The organism is Psychrobacter sp. KH172YL61 (assembly GCF_007182895.1).
GTDB classification, from domain to species: domain Bacteria; phylum Pseudomonadota; class Gammaproteobacteria; order Pseudomonadales; family Moraxellaceae; genus Psychrobacter; species Psychrobacter pacificensis.
The window spans coordinates 914967-932386 of sequence record NZ_AP019516.1 but is presented as its reverse complement, the minus strand read 5'-3'; the positions used below and the strand labels follow the sequence as shown (position 1 = coordinate 932386).

The following is a 17420-nucleotide window of genomic DNA, read 5'->3' as shown; positions in this document are numbered from 1 at the left end:
TTTGACTCGTTTACTGTTTAGCTGTCTGATTGATGCTGACCGTAGCAACAGCATCGCCTTCGAACACCCAAATCAAGCCCATCTTTTAGACTATAAGCGACCAAACTGGCAAATCGCGATAGATAAAATCGAAACCCTTTATCAAGGCTTCGCTGATAAAGCAGAGCACAGCCCGCCAAACCCAATCAACGAACAACGTAACCACATCGCTCAAACCTGCCTACACGCGGCGCAGTCTGACCAAGGTATTTTTACTTTGACCGTACCAACAGGTGGCGGCAAAACGCTTGCCAGCCTGCGCTTTGCTGTGCAGCATGCTAAACGCCACAACCTCGACCGCATTATCTATATCATCCCTTTTACCAGCATCATTGAACAAAACGCTGCTGAGGTGCGCAAAATTTTAGAAGAAGAAGGCCCCAAAGGTGTCTTTGATGGTCAATGGGTGTTAGAACAACATTCAAACCTAGAGCCTGACGTACAGACGTGGCAGAGCAAACTGATTATGGATAATTGGAACGCTCCCATTGTATTTACCACCATGGTACAGTTTTTAGAAAGCTGCTTTGGCGGCGGCACCAAAGGCGTCAGACGCTTGCATCAGCTAAGCCGTGCGGTGCTCATTTTTGATGAGATACAGACATTACCAATGAATTGCTACTACCTATTTTGTAGCGCGCTCAATTTTTTGACCACTCACGCCAACTCTAGCGCCGTGCTGTGCACCGCCACCCAGCCCGTACTGGACAATTTACCGATAGCACACAATGGCAGCTTGAACTCTGCTACCGAAATCATTGGCGAGCGCACTCAGCTACATACCCTATTCGATACTTTGCAGCGCGTCGATATTCATGACCATACTAAAAACCCTCAAGATTTAGATGGCTTGACAAATTATGTTAATCATAATTTTGCTCAATTTAGCAGCACCTTGGTTATCGTTAATACTAAGACGTGGGCCAGTCAGCTGTATCAGAAACTATCAGACACCGTGCCTGAAAACGAGCTATATCATTTAAGTACGTCCCAATGCGCTCGCCACCGTAAAGACTTATTAGACCAAATTAGAAACCGTTTAAAACAAGGCTTACCGACTTTGGTTATATCAACCCAACTGATTGAAGCTGGCGTGGATGTGTCATTTCGTTCCGTCGTGCGCTTTTTGGCAGGTCTTGACAGTATTGCGCAGGCGGCGGGACGCTGTAACCGTCATGGTGAGATGCGTGACGACCAAGACAAGCCTGTCAAAGGGCAAGTATTTATCGTACGTCCAGAGAGCGAAAACCTAAGTAAACTGCCTACCATCGCTCAAGGCAAGGCCATCATGAGCAACATTCTGTCCCAATGGGCGCATAACGCGTATGGCGATGTACATTTGCTGCACCCCGACATCATGCAGCAGTTTTTCCATCACTACTATCAGACCGAGCACGGTATAAAAGAAATGGCATATCCCATTAAAGACAGTAAAGGTAAATCTGTAGGTACAGAAACCTTATATAACTGGCTGAGCAGTAACAACACCAATCCATTGACTAATAATAACAATGCGCAGCGGCATCAAGCTGAGCAATTTCCGCAGCTTTGGCAGTCCTTTATGGACGCAGGGCGCACATTTAAAGCCATAGACGCACCAACCAAAGCCATTATTGTGCCGTATCTTGAGGAAGGACGGCATTTGATTAGTGCCCTTTACAATACAAGCGTGAGTGACAGTCACTTTTATCAGCTGGTACACGACGCCCAGCAGTACAGTATCAATGTCTTTCCATTTATGTTGGATAAACTCATGGACGAAAACGCCATTCACCAAGTACGAGACACTGGCATTCTTACTCTATCAGAGACGTTTTATGATGCACAGATGGGGCTGAATATCGCAGGTGATGGCAAGCTGGATTTTATGGATTTTGGAATGTAGTAGGTTAAACAAAAATGGCAACGACTGTGGTAAGACAGACGTTGCCAAGTGCTTTCTAGCCTATTTAGCTTATAGTTTCAATCCACATCATAAAATGATGAATAGTAATTATACCATAAAACAATATCTCTCAAAATTGCCTTTTTAGTTTATAGAACTTGTAATTATAAATTATTAGCTATAGTATGAGTATGTAGTCATTGATTACATTCACTCATCATAGAAGGAAAAGATTTATGGCAGCTCTATTAGTTACTTACGATTTAAATTCGCCCGGACAAAAACATGCCAAAGTTCTGGAAAAATCAAAAGCTTTGGAGGTTGGGCTAGACTTTCCGAGTCAAGTTACGCAATCACCACTTCCTTAACTCCAAGCCAAGTTTACTCACAATTTGAAAATTTAATAGATGCTAATGACACCATTTGGATAATTACACTGAAAAACCTTATTCTGGTTTTGGTTCAAAGGATATTATCGACTGGTTAGATAATAGTCTGACGTATTAGACATATTATTGATGCAAGTTTCTTTTGAGACTTGCATTACTCAATAAAAGGAACTGACATGCTATGAAAGAAAACCAAATTGAATTTTTACTTACAGGGCGTCATGCCCTGTTTACCGACCCCATCACTCGTATTGGTGGCGAAAAAACCAGCTATCATTTGCCGACTTATGAGGGCTTTAAAAGGGGTTTGTAAATCTATTTACTGGAAACCCTCCATCATCTGGTATATCGACAGAGTGCGCGTCATCAATCCTATCCGCACACAAACCAAAGGTGTCAAGCCGATTAAGTTTAATGAAAGCGGTAACGACTTGGCGTATTACACCTATTTGCATGATGTCGCCTATCAAGTGCAAGCGCACTTTGAATGGAACATGCACCGCCCCGAGTTAGCCGCTGACCGCATTGATGGTAAACATTACAGTATTGCCCAGCGCATGCTGAATAAAGGCGGACGCCAAGACATCTTTTAGGTACACGCGAGTGCCAAGGCTATGTTGAGCCTTGCGAATTTGGTAGCGGTAAAGGTGCTTATGATGACGTTGATGAACTGGGTTATGGCTTGATGTTTCATAGTTTTGCCTACCCTGACGAGACTGGCTTGGACGCACTGCACAGTCGATTTTGGCAAGCCGTTATGCACTTTGGCGTTATTGATTTTCCAAAGCCTACTGACAACTTAACGCTAGATGCCCAAAACGGGATGCCAAACCGCTTTGTCCGCAATATGAGCGCCAAAGACTTTGCCCTTGATAATAACATGCAGTCAGTAAGTCAGACGGAGGCCTCGTTATGAGCTGGTTACAACGACTTTACCAAACCTATGAAGCCGCCAGTCAAAACGCCGACCTACAAGCGCAAGACCAGAAGCTGATGCCTTATTATCATGTCAATCAAAACGTGCAAATTGTCATCACGATTAATGACAAAGGTGACTTTGTCCGTGCTGAGGTGTGCCGCGATGACAATGGCAAAGTCAAATCAAAATACCTTGCCATTCCTGCGACCAATGATTCTGCCAATCGTACATCAGGCGCAGTAGCACATCCACTATCCGATAAGTTGCAATATGTCGCTAAAGATTTTTTTGATTACAGTCAGAATAAAAAAGATTTGTATCCATTATATGAAGACATATTATCTACATGGTGCAGCTCAGAACATTCACACCCCAAAGCACAGTCCGTCTTAACTTACGTCAAAAAAGGCACGCTGGTCAAAGATTTAATCGACGCTCATGTTTTGATTGTTGACCCTGATAACAAAAGCAAGCTTGCCTACCCTGAACAAGCCAGCGATTATCCCGATAGCATTTTAGCGGCGCTCAATAAAAACAAAGGCGTCTTTGATCAGGGCGCAGCATTTATTGTGTGGAATGTCATTGCCAGTAGCTTAGACACCCCTACTCAGCACGTCACCGAGACATGGCGTGATGACAACTTGTTTGCCGCATGGCAGCAGTTTTACGCCACTTTAGACAGTACCGATGGCTTTTGTTACATCACTGGCAACACCAGTCCACTCGCCAGCAAGCACCCCAACCGCATCTTACGCAGCTCAACCAATGCCAAACTCATCTCTGCTAATGATGCGACAGGCTACACATTTCGTGGTCGCTTTACCGATACAACAGGTATGCAGGCAGCAGGTATTAGCGCCGTGGTCACCGAAAAGGCGCACGCCGCGCTATCATGGCTGCTGTCGCGACAAGGACGTGAAGAAGCGGGACAAGCCATCGTTGCATGGTCAATATCAGGTATCGAAGTGCCGCAACCAACCAGCGTCGCCGCACCGCTGGACGTACTAGACGCATCTAAGACATCTGACAACGACGGTAATGACTTTGAAGAATATGACGATGACGAAGCATCAGACACAGAACCTACGTTTCAGCACCGTAACGACTTGGGTTATCGCTTTGCCACACATTTACGCAATACCTTACAAGGCTACCGCCAACAACTGCCCGAGCATCAGCAAATCTCTATTATTAGCTTAGAGGCCGCCACTCCTGGACGTATGGCGGTGACGTACTACCATGAAAGTATGCCCAGTGAATATATAGACGCCTTACAAGCGTGGTATACGCAGTTTGCGTGGTATCACACTTATAGAGATGATGACAGCAACCAACAACGACTGGGTATTCAATCGCCTACCCCAAAGCAGATTGCACAGGTTGCCTATGGCGCACGCCTGTCCGATGCGTTAAAGAAACAAGTGGTCGCTCAAGTATTGCCCTGTATCGTTGAAGGAGAAGCACGCCGCTTTCCTAGACAGCTGGTCGAGCTGTGCATCAAACGCGCTTGTAACCCACTGGCCCTTGAGCACTGGGGTGGGAGCAGGCGCTAAGTACAGCGTGCGCCTTATACCGTGGCTATTATTTAAGACAATCAGACGATAAAAAAAGGAGCTATACCGTGGCACTACAACCTGAGCTTACCAGCCGAGACTATCTATACGGACGTTTATTGGCAGTTGCTGAAGACATCGAAAGCCTCGCGCTATATGTCGCTGGAGAAAAGCGCAACACCACCGCCCAGCGCTATATGCAACAGTTCGCCAATCGACCTTTTACCACATGGCGCAACATTGAGCTGGCACTAAAGCCTTATGAAAACCGCCTAAAATCCAATCGTGGCGGCTACTTGGCTAAAAAACAGCAGCTGATTGATGAAATTATGAGTGCATTTACCAGCGACCGTTTTACCGATGATTCAGCATTATCGGGAGAATTTTTATTAGGATATCACAGCCAAAAAATGCAATTTAAATTAGACAAAGAGTACGCGAAAGCCGAAGTAGAAAATGATAGCGATGCTGCATAACCCAATCAGTGTCCAACAACACCCTATTTTTTTAATGACAAATAAGAGGAAACCTCATGAGCGCCAACGAAAATACTTTAAACCATAAAATTGATTTTGCCATCATTATTGAAGTGAATAATGCCAATCCAAACGGCGACCCCCTAAACGGTAACCGTCCTCGTACTGACTTTGCAGGGAATGGCGAGATTACTGATGTGTGTCTAAAACGCAAAATCCGCGATCGACTACAAGAGGCGGGTGAAACTATTTTTGTACAGTCGGATGAGAAAAAACGGATGGCATGACCAGCTTAAAAAATCGTGCTTATGACGAAGACGTTGGTTTAGGTAAAAATGCCTTTGAAGCCAACAAAAAGAAAACATTGAAGCCAAACGTGATGAAACAGCGCAAAAGCTTGTGAAAAATGGTTCGATGTACGTGCCTTTGGTCAAGTGTTTGCCTTTAAAGCAGATGCTAAAAATGCTGATGGTGTCTCTATCCCTATCCGTGGTCCTGTCAGTATTCAATCTGCCTTTAGCTTACAGCCTGTTGATATCACCAGTACCCAAATCACCAAAAGCGTCAGTGGTGAAGGCGATGGTACGAAAAAAGGCAGCGATACGATGGGTATGAAGCACCGCGTGGATAAAGGCATCTATGTGACTTATGGTGCGATTACGCCGCAACTGGCGGAACGTACAGGTTTTAGTGATGCTGATGCCGACAAGATCAAAGAGATACTCCCTAAGCTGTTCGAAGGTGACGCTTCCTCTGCTCGTCCTGAAGGCAGCATGCAGGTCAAAAAGGTCATTTGGTGGGAACATAGCAGCAAATCAGGGCAACACTCATCTGCTAAGGTGCATCGCAGTTTAAAGGAATTGCTTGATAATCACGGCGCATTTGATGAAGACGCGTTAAAGTCAGCTTTAGCAGAATTAGAGCCTAATATTATTGAAGGGTTTTAACCTTTAACTTTTCGTATCGTCATAGATATTGAGCAGGCGTAAACGATAAGCGCTTGCTCACCTTTTTAATTAAAAAGGCGGACACAAATGCAAACCCTCTACCTATCCCGCTTGCAGCATTACTTATTCTGTCCGCGTCAGTTTGCGCTGATTGAGCTTGAGTGCGCGTGGGCGGAGAATGTCTTTACTGCCGAAGGGCAAGTCATGCACGAAAAGGTCAACAGTGGCGGACACGATACGCGTGGCAATATAAAGACCGTGCGCACGCTACCGCTTGGCCATCGCGCACTTGGATTAGAGGGGGTTGCTGATGTGGTCGAATATCACACCGATGATACAGGCGCACAAATTCCGTTTCCTATCGAATACAAACGCGGTAAGCCCAAATCACATCGTGCGGATGAAGTGCAATTGTGCGCGCAAGCACTATGCTTAGAAGATATGCATGATTGCACCGTCAGTGAGGGCGCGCTGTTTTATGGTAAAACCCGTCGCCGTCATACGGTAGGTTTTGATGAGGAGCTGCGGCAAATTACCTTAGATGCGATTAACGAGTGTCGGCATATTATTGAATCTAAGCAGACGCCAAAGCCAAGTTATAGTACCAGTAAATGCCGAAATTGTTCACTCAAAGACATCTGCCATCCTAAGGTTTTTAATAAAAATGCCAAGGCTTGGTTAAACAAAAAAATAGTGACCAGTTTAGAAGAAACGGATCACTAATTTATTAATGTATTTGCATAAAGCAGTGAAGCTATTAATCCTTTTGTTGCGGCTGCGCATCATTCTTCGGCTGTTGTGGATTTAACTGCTTGCCTTTATTACCTTGATTCTGGTCATAGGCTTTGTTAGTACCGTCAGACCCTTTGTTAGGATTTTGCATATCAGCTTCGTTATTGGAGTAACTCATGTTTTATTCCTTGATAATAGTTGAGAAGTAGTCCATTTAACCTAGCACAATAAAGAGCTATATTCAAAAATACACAGCTGAACGCTAGAAAATAATGATTAGGAAACCCTATGCGCTCATTAAAAAATACCTTATTCGTGCAAACCCAAGGCGCATGGCTCAATAAACAGGGCGAAAACGTCGTTATGAATATCGACTATGAGGTCAAAGGTCGCGTCCCTATTCATAAGCTCGATGCGATTGTCTGCTTTGGGCAAGTGTCGATATCACCTGCACTGATGGCGCACTGTACCGAAAACGCCATTACCATCACTCATCTGAATCAATATGGTAAGTTCCAAGCGCGTATCGAAGGTGCGGTCAGTGGCAATGTACTCCTTCGCCGTGAGCAATATCGCATCAGTGACGACCCTAAGCGCGTACAGCCAATCTGTCATAGTATTATCTTAGGTAAAGTCCATAATCAACGCCAAGTCATTCGCCGCTATCTGCGCGATTATAAAAGCCAGCTAGATGAGTCTACAATTAAAAGCTTGGACTCAGCGCAGCAGCGCTTAGAGCGCGGTCTCAATAAAATATTGACTACGCAAAACTTGCCTGACCTGTTAGGTCGTGAGGGTGAGATGGCGAGCGTTTACTTTAGTGTGTTTCCACAATTTATTCGCAACCCTGATTTTAGCTTTGCTAAACGCACTCGCAATCCGCCGACCGACGCCGTCAACGCCCTACTTTCTTTTACTTATACCTTAATGACTCATGACTGCCGTAGTGCACTTGAGACCGTAGGACTTGATCCGTCTTGCGGGGTATTCCATCAACTACGCCCTGGGCGCCCTTCACTTGCATTAGATTTAGTTGAAGAGTTTCGTCCTATCGTCGATCGCTTTGTATTATCACTTATTAATAAAAAGCAGCTGGGTAAATCAGACTTTAAGACTGAAGCGAATGGCGCAGTTTGGCTTAAGGATGAGGCTAGGCAAACCTTTTTTAAGGCATGGCATGACCGTAAGCAGCAAACCATTTATCATGAATGGTTTGAGGAAACCGTACCCTTTGGTTTACTACCGCATTTGCAGGCGACAATTATGGCGCGTCATATTAGGGGCGATATTGATGCTTATATTCCTTTTTTATGGAAATAAATTGCTGCATAAAGAATAAATAAACAAGGAAGGTTATTATGATGGTATTGGTCACTTACGATATCAGCTCAGAGGGTGCATCGAGTGCCAAACGTCTGCGCCACATTGCTAAGCATTGTTTGAACTATGGGCAACGGGTACAATACTCAGTATTTGAAATTGAGGTCAATCCAGCTGAGTGGGCAATGCTTAGAGCCAAGCTTGAAGATATTATCGATCATAGCGTTGATAGTTTGCGCTATTACTATCTTGGTAAAAACTGGCAAAGTAAAGTAGAGCACGTAGGAGCAAAACCTGTGCTAGACTTAAACGATGTATTGCTGTTTTAGCCGCTATCATTATAAATAATCACTTTTAAACCTACTATTTGACTGTCATAAGGTCGATGCGAACCTATAGTGTACATAAAATCTCTAGGAGACTCGCAAAGGGATCGCAATGCTATTTAACAACTTGATTTCACTATCTTTATTTTCTCACATTAAAAACTTGGTAAGCAAGATGTTTGCCAAATTCGCTCATGGTTTAGACGTTCGCATATTCCAAGGTTTTTCCTTAACCTTATTAGCGACTTAAACTAGGGGCTTTCGCACCCATCACGGGTGCGTGGATTGAAACGCCAGTCTCAGCAATCGTTTTAGCTGACGGTTGGTTCGCACCCATCACGGGTGCGTGGATTGAAAACATCGCCATCTCGGTTTTTGAGCCACCAGGCGGCTTCGCACCCATCACGGGTGCGTGGATTGAAAACATGTCTCTTACTCGTAGCATTGCAAAACCATCTACTTCGCACCCATCACGGGTGCGTGGATTGAAACTTAAAAACGGCAACACATACGCTTGTTTGCAGTTTTCGCACCATCACGGGTGCGTGGATTGAAACTCTCGTTGTTCTAGCTCGGTCAACGGCTGTCTGATTTCGCACCCATCACGGGTGCGTGGATTGAAAACAGCAGCTCAGCGCGCCCATCGCGGCATTGCAGCATTCGCACCCATCACGGGTGCGTGGATTGAAACGTGATACCTGAGTTAGAACCCCAACATGACCAGGTTCGCACCCATCACGGGTGCGTGGATTGAAACAGTGGGTCAATGACAAACGAGTAAAGCCAAGTGTTCGCACCCATCACGGGTGCGTGGATTGAAACCAGTGACTAGGGGTATGACTGATGAGGCAGATGTTCGCACCCATCACGGGTGCGTGGATTGAAACCAGTGACTAGGGGTATGACTGATGAGCAGATGTTCGCACCCATCACGGGTGCGTGGATTGAAACTGATCGTTTTTGCTGTGCTTTTTCAATAGCTTCTTTCGCACCCATCACGGGTGCGTGGATTGAAAACACGGTTGAGGTTGACGAGAACGGGCGCGTAGTTTTCGCACCCATCACGGGTGCGTGGATTGAAACTTTCGTTGCATCATCATCTAGCCTTGACGCATTTCGCACCCATCACGGGTGCGTGGATTGAAAACATGTCTCTTACTCGTAGCATTGCAAAACCATCTATTCGCACCCATCACGGGTGCGTGGATTGAAACCAGCGAAAGAAGCAAACTATTTAATACGCCTCTTCGCACCCATCACGGGTGCGTGGATTGAAAACAACAACTAAGCAAGCATAGGAGCTTACAAGGATTCGCACCCATCACGGGTGCGTGGATTGAAACTTTGAATGAAAATCACAAAACTAGACAACTTTTTCGCACCCATCACGGGTGCGTGGATTGAAACGAATTGTCTGCCAATGTCACCGTCCCACTGTGTTCGCACCCATCACGGGTGCGTGGATTGAAAACTCTTTACCGTCGTAAACGTCCTGCAATACCTGACTTCGCACCCATCACGGGTGCGTGGATTGAAAACAACAGCGGGCGGTCTATGTGCGGCTTTTGTCAATTCGCACCCATCACGGGTGCGTGGATTGAAACTCAACCATATTGTCGGCAAACACCATCATCACCGTTCGCACCCATCACGGGTGCGTGGATTGAAACTATGTCACCAACTATTGAAGATGGTCAGGTGCTGTTCGCACCCATCACGGGTGCGTGGATTGAAACGTCAAGTTTGGATATAGCAATCGCCCTAGCAAATTCGCACCCATCACGGGTGCGTGGATTGAAACGCAAGGACGGCAAATCAGGTAATTGCAAGAGTGCTTCGCACCCATCACGGGTGCGTGGATTGAAACTTGGCTCGGTAATCACATACTCATGCAATGCGCTTCGCACCCATCACGGGTGCGTGGATTGAAACTTTTATCACTATTTGGGCAATGCTTGGTGCGTTTCGCACCCATCACGGGTGCGTGGATTGAAACCGACACATGGTTGACCGTATCCTTAAACATACTTCGCACCCATCACGGGTGCGTGGATTGAAAACCATCTGTTGAGCGGTCTTTTCGCTGTAACCTGTTCGCACCCATCACGGGTGCGTGGATTGAAACTTTTATCACTATTTGGGCAATGCTTGGTGCGTTTCGCACCCATCACGGGTGCGTGGATTGAAACGCTAAAACTATCCTCATATATCGGCTCAAATATCTTCGCACCCATCACGGGTGCGTGGATTGAAACTCTATGCTCCCACTCTAAATGCGCCAGCCGTGGTTCGCACCATCACGGGTGCGTGGATTGAAACTATGTCTGTTTTCCACGACCCTTTAGCATCTGTTTCGCACCCATCACGGGTGCGTGGATTGAAACTCAGTGACTAGGGGTATGACTGATGAGCAGATGATTCGCACCCATCACGGGTGCGTGGATTGAAAACGACATAGACGGTCACAAGCGAGGATTGCAAAGCTTCGCACCCATCACGGGTGCGTGGATTGAAAACATGCGAGTCAATCGATTATGGCATGGTCAGTCGTTCGCACCCATCACGGGTGCGTGGATTGAAACGGCCTGCATTGCCTAGTCAGCAAAACAACCATAATTCGCACCCATCACGGGTGCGTGGATTGAAAACGACTTTTGATGGCTATACTCGTGTTATGCCGCCTTCGCACCCATCACGGGTGCGTGGATTGAAAACATCTATACGTCCGTTTGCCAGCAGTGGCTCTGTGTTCGCACCCATCACGGGTGCGTGGATTGAAAACACACTTGCAAATCCAGTCGTGTATTCAGACTTTTTCGCACCCATCACGGGTGCGTGGATTGAAAACGTTGTAATAGATAGGCTCGTTCTCTCTGTGCCATTTCGCACCCATCACGGGTGCGTGGATTGAAAACCGTCCTGTCTGCCTGACTTAAGCCTTCAAACATCCTTCGCACCCATCACGGGTGCGTGGATTGAAACTTTCCACTGCGTTAGCTATGCTAGTAAACCTATCTTCGCACCCATCACGGGTGCGTGGATTGAAAACAATAGATGAAAGTATAAGCATTGATAGTATTGCTTCGCACCCATCACGGGTGCGTGGATTGAAAACTACATTAGTAAGCATATCATCTAATGTTGTCACTTCGCACCCATCACGGGTGCGTGGATTGAAAACTCGGCAGGTGAACGTCCAAACAACACCGTCACTGTTCGCACCCATCACGGGTGCGTGGATTGAAAACACAATTATCCAACGTAGCTGGCACTGACGTCACCCCTTTCGCACCCATCACGGGTGCGTGGATTGAAAACACAAAGTATCGGTACGCCAAAAAACAACTTGCATTCGCACCCATCACGGGTGCGTGGATTGAAAACACTATAGATTGTAGGCCGTCCGCCTTTATCTACTTCGCACCCATCACGGGTGCGTGGATTGAAAACGCAGCGAAAGAAGCAAACTATTTAATACGCCTCTTCGCACCCATCACGGGTGCGTGGATTGAAAACCATTCTAAGGAGCTAATTATGATTAATTGCAAATTTCGCACCCATCACGGGTGCGTGGATTGAAACTCAGCTTATGATGGTGTTTTATTTAAAGACACTATTCGCACCCATCACGGGTGCGTGGATTGAAACTGCGCTCCTGCTGCCAGTCTCTAAAGCCCTTGCTTCGCACCCATCACGGGTGCGTGGATTGAAACTTTGATTACTGCAATGCAGCGCACAAGCAGCAATTCGCACCCATCACGGGTGCGTGGATTGAAACCAGCCTTGCTCTGGTGTCAATTCATGCCCTGTTTTCGCACCCATCACGGGTGCGTGGATTGAAACTTGATGAACCAGATAGAGGTGCTATCGCCCACATTCGCACCCATCACGGGTGCGTGGATTGAAACCTTAGCATCGCCCCATTCATCAGCCGCCTGTGTTCGCACCCATCACGGGTGCGTGGATTGAAACAGCTATCTGTCTATGCAGGTCGCATTGAGAATATTCGCACCCATCACGGGTGCGTGGATTGAAAACGCCGCGAACAGGCTTATGCTCGACCGCAATGTCTTCGCACCCATCACGGGTGCGTGGATTGAAAACTCGATACTCGCCTTGTTCCGACCTTGCGAGCTTTTCGCACCCATCACGGGTGCGTGGATTGAAAACAATGCCCGAGATAACGACACCTACAGAGACCAATTCGCACCCATCACGGGTGCGTGGATTGAAACTTTTGGGTGATTATTGATTACGCATTTAAAGCGTTCGCACCCATCACGGGTGCGTGGATTGAAAACTGCGCCAGCGACCGCTTACGACTCTCAGGCTGTTCGCACCCATCACGGGTGCGTGGATTGAAAACATGGTGTATCTCCTAGATGATGACTGGCTCTATTCGCACCCATCACGGGTGCGTGGATTGAAACTTAGATAGTATTTTACCGGACAGTGGCAACAGCTTCGCACCCATCACGGGTGCGTGGATTGAAAACATATCTCTTGACTTTGCAAATTTACCAATAGCATTCGCACCCATCACGGGTGCGTGGATTGAAACGGAATTTTGGAGTGCAGCCGCAGCCGAAAAGCCGTTCGCACCCATCACGGGTGCGTGGATTGAAAACGCTGCGATAGCATAAGCGTATCACCAATATAGCTTCGCACCCATCACGGGTGCGTGGATTGAAAACTCTATGCTTTCAATGTTTGGCTGCAAACAATCGTTCGCACCCATCACGGGTGCGTGGATTGAAAACTTGGCACTAGGACGCACAGACACAGCCAGTAACTTCGCACCCATCACGGGTGCGTGGATTGAAAACAACAAGGTATCTATGCGATTTGATGCCAAGCTTTCGCACCCATCACGGGTGCGTGGATTGAAAACATCTTTAAGCTCAATACGCAAGCCGTGGTAGCCTTCGCACCCATCACGGGTGCGTGGATTGAAACTTGCACAATGAGCGACTCGATATAACCACAGTATTCGCACCCATCACGGGTGCGTGGATTGAAACTACGATGAGGATAGCAAGCCAAGACCAAAACCATTCGCACCCATCACGGGTGCGTGGATTGAAAACACTCAATCTACGAGGACAGTTTTAGTGAGTATTTCGCACCCATCACGGGTGCGTGGATTGAAACTGCGCCCTGCTTTTGATAACAACATAAACGTATTCGCACCCATCACGGGTGCGTGGATTGAAAACATGGATAAGGCTGTTAATTTTACGAAGCAGTCTTCGCACCCATCACGGGTGCGTGGATTGAAAACTCACGCGCAAGGCAATAGTATGGCGCCGACTATTGTTCGCACCCATCACGGGTGCGTGGATTGAAAACTTGATTGACATTGCAGCGATACGGTAGCTATCTTCGCACCCATCACGGGTGCGTGGATTGAAAACACAGACGAATGAACCATATAGTTATCTCTAACTTCGCACCCATCACGGGTGCGTGGATTGAAACTTTGCAGACTTCTGGATAATGCTTTTGCCAAGATTCGCACCCATCACGGGTGCGTGGATTGAAACCTACAAACACAGAAAACTACCTAATCAGAAGCTTCGCACCCATCACGGGTGCGTGGATTGAAAACCTTTGGCACGGTTCGGTCATCATCGTCATCGTGTTCGCACCCATCACGGGTGCGTGGATTGAAAACACTGTAGCCTGCTTCAATAGCGGCTTCACGGTTTCGCACCCATCACGGGTGCGTGGATTGAAAACGTTCCACGGATGGTCATTTTCTACAAGATTGGCTTCGCACCCATCACGGGTGCGTGGATTGAAACGCCGATACGGTTAATGACAAAGCCCTCTTTTTTTCGCACCCATCACGGGTGCGTGGATTGAAAACTAATTGATACCTCAGCCATGATAACCGTTATTATTCGCACCCATCACGGGTGCGTGGATTGAAACTAACTGCTCATCACGTAAATAGCGATCATTCAATTCGCACCCATCACGGGTGCGTGGATTGAAACTGTCGCATAGGCTTTGTAAGCGCCTTTGTCGTCTTCGCACCCATCACGGGTGCGTGGATTGAAACTAGTGTCATGCTCGATTTGTCGTTATTACACTTTCGCACCCATCACGGGTGCGTGGATTGAAAACATCGAGCAGTGCCAAAAACAACGGCACTCGCTCTTCGCACCCATCACGGGTGCGTGGATTGAAACGCGTGAAAAACATCTACAACAAAAGACCGTTTCGCACCCATCACGGGTGCGTGGATTGAAAACTATGCTATGTCCTTCTTTATGCATCAACGTGCATTCGCACCCATCACGGGTGCGTGGATTGAAAACTCAGCGTTTAGTTGATTGCCCCGTGGGTGCTGTTCGCACCCATCACGGGTGCGTGGATTGAAACGATGTCGTAGGCTAAGAGACAAACTATGCTAATTCGCACCCATCACGGGTGCGTGGATTGAAACCAACACTCGCCGCGTGTGCCATGCTCGCTAATATTCGCACCCATCACGGGTGCGTGGATTGAAAACAGCTCGCACGTTTTTAGCTGTGCCGATTACATGGTTTCGCACCCATCACGGGTGCGTGGATTGAAACGAGTGCCGCTTCGTTGTTGTCGCGGATGTACTTTTCGCACCCATCACGGGTGCGTGGATTGAAAACAGGCCATGCTTTTTATCGCAGCGTGACTAAAGTTCGCACCCATCACGGGTGCGTGGATTGAAAACTTACTAAGTGCGACATATACATCATTAAACGGCGTTCGCACCCATCACGGGTGCGTGGATTGAAACAATAAAGATTGATAAATAGTTTGACAGGTACTTCGCACCCATCACGGGTGCGTGGATTGAAAACAACATAGACGCACAGACGGATAAGCAAGCCAATTCGCACCCATCACGGGTGCGTGGATTGAAACTCTTTTAGTGGTTTTTGTCAAGGCGACTATTATTCGCACCCATCACGGGTGCGTGGATTGAAAACCTGCTGATGTACCTGCTGAGGTCTTTGCCTCGTTCGCACCCATCACGGGTGCGTGGATTGAAAACGTTATTGCTAGGGAATCAAGAGAACTGGCATTCTTCGCACCCATCACGGGTGCGTGGATTGAAAACCTTTTTTTAGTAACGACGTCGCAAGATTACATTGTTTCGCACCCATCACGGGTGCGTGGATTGAAACTTTGCCTAGTTGCCGTCCTAGCGCAATCGCTTTTCGCACCCATCACGGGTGCGTGGATTGAAAACTTTGCTGGCTTGTGCCAGTAGTGCCAGAGCGATTGTTCGCACCCATCACGGGTGCGTGGATTGAAACTTTTGTTTGCTTGATTTGTATTGCTCATGGATATTCGCACCCATCACGGGTGCGTGGATTGAAAACACTTATAACGGCTATGGTCATATGATATCTTTTTCGCACCCATCACGGGTGCGTGGATTGAAAACATTTTGTCAGTAAATTATGATGCTAATATTGGCTTCGCACCCATCACGGGTGCGTGGATTGAAAACACTAAATGCGGCCAACTGTTGAGCGCGATAGGTTCGCACCCATCACGGGTGCGTGGATTGAAAACCTGCCATACCGAACAGTCACGCTCTACCGAACCATTCGCACCCATCACGGGTGCGTGGATTGAAAACAACATAAAAAGCTAAGCAAGCGTTATTTGTTATTCGCACCCATCACGGGTGCGTGGATTGAAAACTAATGCTTCTATATCAATAGGGCTATTGTTATCTAATCTTTCGCACCCATCACGGGTGCGTGGATTGAAAACTAATGCTGCGCTGATAGCATCACGAGTCTCGGTTCGCACCCATCACGGGTGCGTGGATTGAAACCCATGCTTGCAACGAGCTACGGGAAAAACCTGTTCGCACCCATCACGGGTGCGTGGATTGAAACAATCAGCACCCCGCCACACAACCCGTAGACGCATTCGCACCCATCACGGGTGCGTGGATTGAAAACCCCAAAAAAGCCCCAATTAAGGGGCGTGTTTATTCGCACCATCACGGGTGCGTGGATTGAAACTATTTTATTAGCGTTCAATATACGCTGGTGGGACTTCGCACCCATCACGGGTGCGTGGATTGAAAACATCTAGCGACACATACGCAAATGACCGAGCTGATTCGCACCCATCACGGGTGCGTGGATTGAAACTATATTATTAGCGTATACACTATGACTATCTGCGCCTTCGCACCCATCACGGGTGCGTGGATTGAAAACATGGCATGAAGATGACATTGAATGGCTTAACGATTCGCACCCATCACGGGTGCGTGGATTGAAAACGCGGATTGAGTGAAATACCTTGCTCGCGTAGGGCTTCGCACCCATCACGGGTGCGTGGATTGAAAACATGGCATGAAGATGACATTGAATGGCTTAACGATTCGCACCCATCACGGGTGCGTGGATTGAAAACAACAAAGAATAATTAAGTCATTCAACGTAGACACTTCGCACCCATCACGGGTGCGTGGATTGAAAACATTTTTTAGTGGTACGCTTGTAAAATATGCTGATTCGCACCCATCACGGGTGCGTGGATTGAAAACTGGGTCGTGATAGAGGGCGATAGTATGATTAATTCGCACCCATCACGGGTGCGTGGATTGAAACCCAGGTCATAGGGTGTCTCCAGTTGTGATTAACTTCGCACCCATCACGGGTGCGTGGATTGAAACCCACTCTTTGATATGCAATCCGTAGCTGTCATCTTCGCACCCATCACGGGTGCGTGGATTGAAACAGCGGACACCACTCCCTCCACGCACAAAAATTCGCACCCATCACGGGTGCGTGGATTGAAAACTCGCTAAAAATAGAGAG

Annotated in this window: 9 protein-coding genes, 2 pseudogenes and 1 CRISPR repeat array (1 of these 12 only partly in view); of the genes and pseudogenes, 10 read left to right on the top strand and 1 reads right to left on the bottom strand. The window is 47.2% G+C overall.

What is annotated here, in order from left to right:
- Window position 1: 1 nt before the first annotated feature.
- The 8 genes and pseudogenes from cas3 (at window position 2) to cas4 (ending at window position 6931) form a co-directional block, all read left to right on the top strand.
- Complete coding sequence (gene cas3, locus PKHYL_RS04880) at window positions 2-1924, top strand: CRISPR-associated helicase Cas3' (RefSeq protein WP_240366129.1); 1923 nt, start codon at window positions 2-4, stop codon at window positions 1922-1924.
- 236 nt (window positions 1925-2160) lie between these two features.
- The gene (locus tag PKHYL_RS17220) at window positions 2161-2292 is read left to right on the top strand and encodes a hypothetical protein (RefSeq protein WP_269778258.1); all 132 of its coding nucleotides are present in this window, start codon (window positions 2161-2163) and stop codon (window positions 2290-2292) included.
- 202 nt (window positions 2293-2494) lie between these two features.
- On the top strand, window positions 2495-2626 hold the full coding sequence (gene cas5 / locus PKHYL_RS04875; protein ID WP_240366128.1) for a CRISPR-associated protein Cas5: 132 nt from the start codon (window positions 2495-2497) through the stop codon (window positions 2624-2626).
- A pseudogene (gene cas5c / locus PKHYL_RS18565) lies at window positions 2601-3229 on the top strand (type I-C CRISPR-associated protein Cas5c). The gene cas5 and the pseudogene cas5c overlap by 26 nt, the downstream one beginning before the upstream one ends.
- Complete coding sequence (gene cas8c / locus PKHYL_RS04860; RefSeq protein WP_269778257.1) at window positions 3226-4785, top strand: type I-C CRISPR-associated protein Cas8c/Csd1; 1560 nt, start codon at window positions 3226-3228, stop codon at window positions 4783-4785. The pseudogene cas5c and the gene cas8c overlap by 4 nt, the downstream one beginning before the upstream one ends.
- Window positions 4764-5261 carry a type I-C CRISPR-associated protein Cas8c/Csd1 gene (locus PKHYL_RS17215; RefSeq protein WP_269778312.1) on the top strand — a complete coding sequence of 166 codons (498 nt, stop codon included), beginning with the start codon at window positions 4764-4766 and terminating at the stop codon, window positions 5259-5261. Before cas8c ends, PKHYL_RS17215 begins: the two co-directional genes overlap by 22 nt.
- A gap of 56 nt (window positions 5262-5317) precedes the next feature.
- Window positions 5318-6208: pseudogene (gene cas7c, locus PKHYL_RS04855) on the top strand (type I-C CRISPR-associated protein Cas7/Csd2).
- A gap of 87 nt (window positions 6209-6295) precedes the next feature.
- The gene (gene cas4, locus PKHYL_RS04850) at window positions 6296-6931 is read left to right on the top strand and encodes a CRISPR-associated protein Cas4 (RefSeq protein WP_071002007.1); all 636 of its coding nucleotides are present in this window, start codon (window positions 6296-6298) and stop codon (window positions 6929-6931) included.
- 34 nt (window positions 6932-6965) lie between these two features.
- Here the strand turns inward: cas4 and PKHYL_RS04845 are convergent, their stop codons facing one another.
- Entirely contained in the window at window positions 6966-7118 is a 153-nt protein-coding gene (locus PKHYL_RS04845) for a hypothetical protein (protein ID WP_197496727.1), read from the bottom strand.
- Window positions 7119-7228: 110 nt separating this feature from the next.
- On the opposite strand from PKHYL_RS04845, the gene cas1c reads away from it, so the two are divergent.
- The gene (gene cas1c, locus PKHYL_RS04840; protein ID WP_071002008.1) at window positions 7229-8260 is read left to right on the top strand and encodes a type I-C CRISPR-associated endonuclease Cas1c; all 1032 of its coding nucleotides are present in this window, start codon (window positions 7229-7231) and stop codon (window positions 8258-8260) included.
- A 38-nt stretch (window positions 8261-8298) separates the two neighbouring features.
- Window positions 8299-8589, top strand: a complete 291-nt coding sequence (gene cas2 / locus PKHYL_RS04835) for a CRISPR-associated endonuclease Cas2 (protein ID WP_212564314.1) — start codon at window positions 8299-8301, stop codon at window positions 8587-8589.
- Between the two features lie 257 nt (window positions 8590-8846).
- A CRISPR array of direct repeats spans window positions 8847-17420; the repeat unit is 31 nt; unit sequence TTCGCACCCATCACGGGTGCGTGGATTGAAA; it runs 1225 nt beyond the window's last position.

What these genes read in the sequence shown, in the direction of transcription:
- PKHYL_RS17220 (WP_269778258.1), top strand. Translation starts at nt 2,161, where the DNA reads ATGGCAGCTCTATTAGTTACTTACGATTTAAATTCGCCCGGACAAAAA.
- cas5 (WP_240366128.1), top strand. Translation starts at nt 2,495, where the DNA reads ATGAAAGAAAACCAAATTGAATTTTTACTTACAGGGCGTCATGCCCTG.
- cas8c (WP_269778257.1), top strand. Translation starts at nt 3,226, where the DNA reads ATGAGCTGGTTACAACGACTTTACCAAACCTATGAAGCCGCCAGTCAA.
- cas4 (WP_071002007.1), top strand. Translation starts at nt 6,296, where the DNA reads ATGCAAACCCTCTACCTATCCCGCTTGCAGCATTACTTATTCTGTCCG.
- PKHYL_RS04845 (WP_197496727.1), bottom strand. Translation starts at nt 7,118, where the DNA reads ATGAGTTACTCCAATAACGAAGCTGATATGCAAAATCCTAACAAAGGG.
- cas1c (WP_071002008.1), top strand. Translation starts at nt 7,229, where the DNA reads ATGCGCTCATTAAAAAATACCTTATTCGTGCAAACCCAAGGCGCATGG.
- cas2 (WP_212564314.1), top strand. Translation starts at nt 8,299, where the DNA reads ATGATGGTATTGGTCACTTACGATATCAGCTCAGAGGGTGCATCGAGT.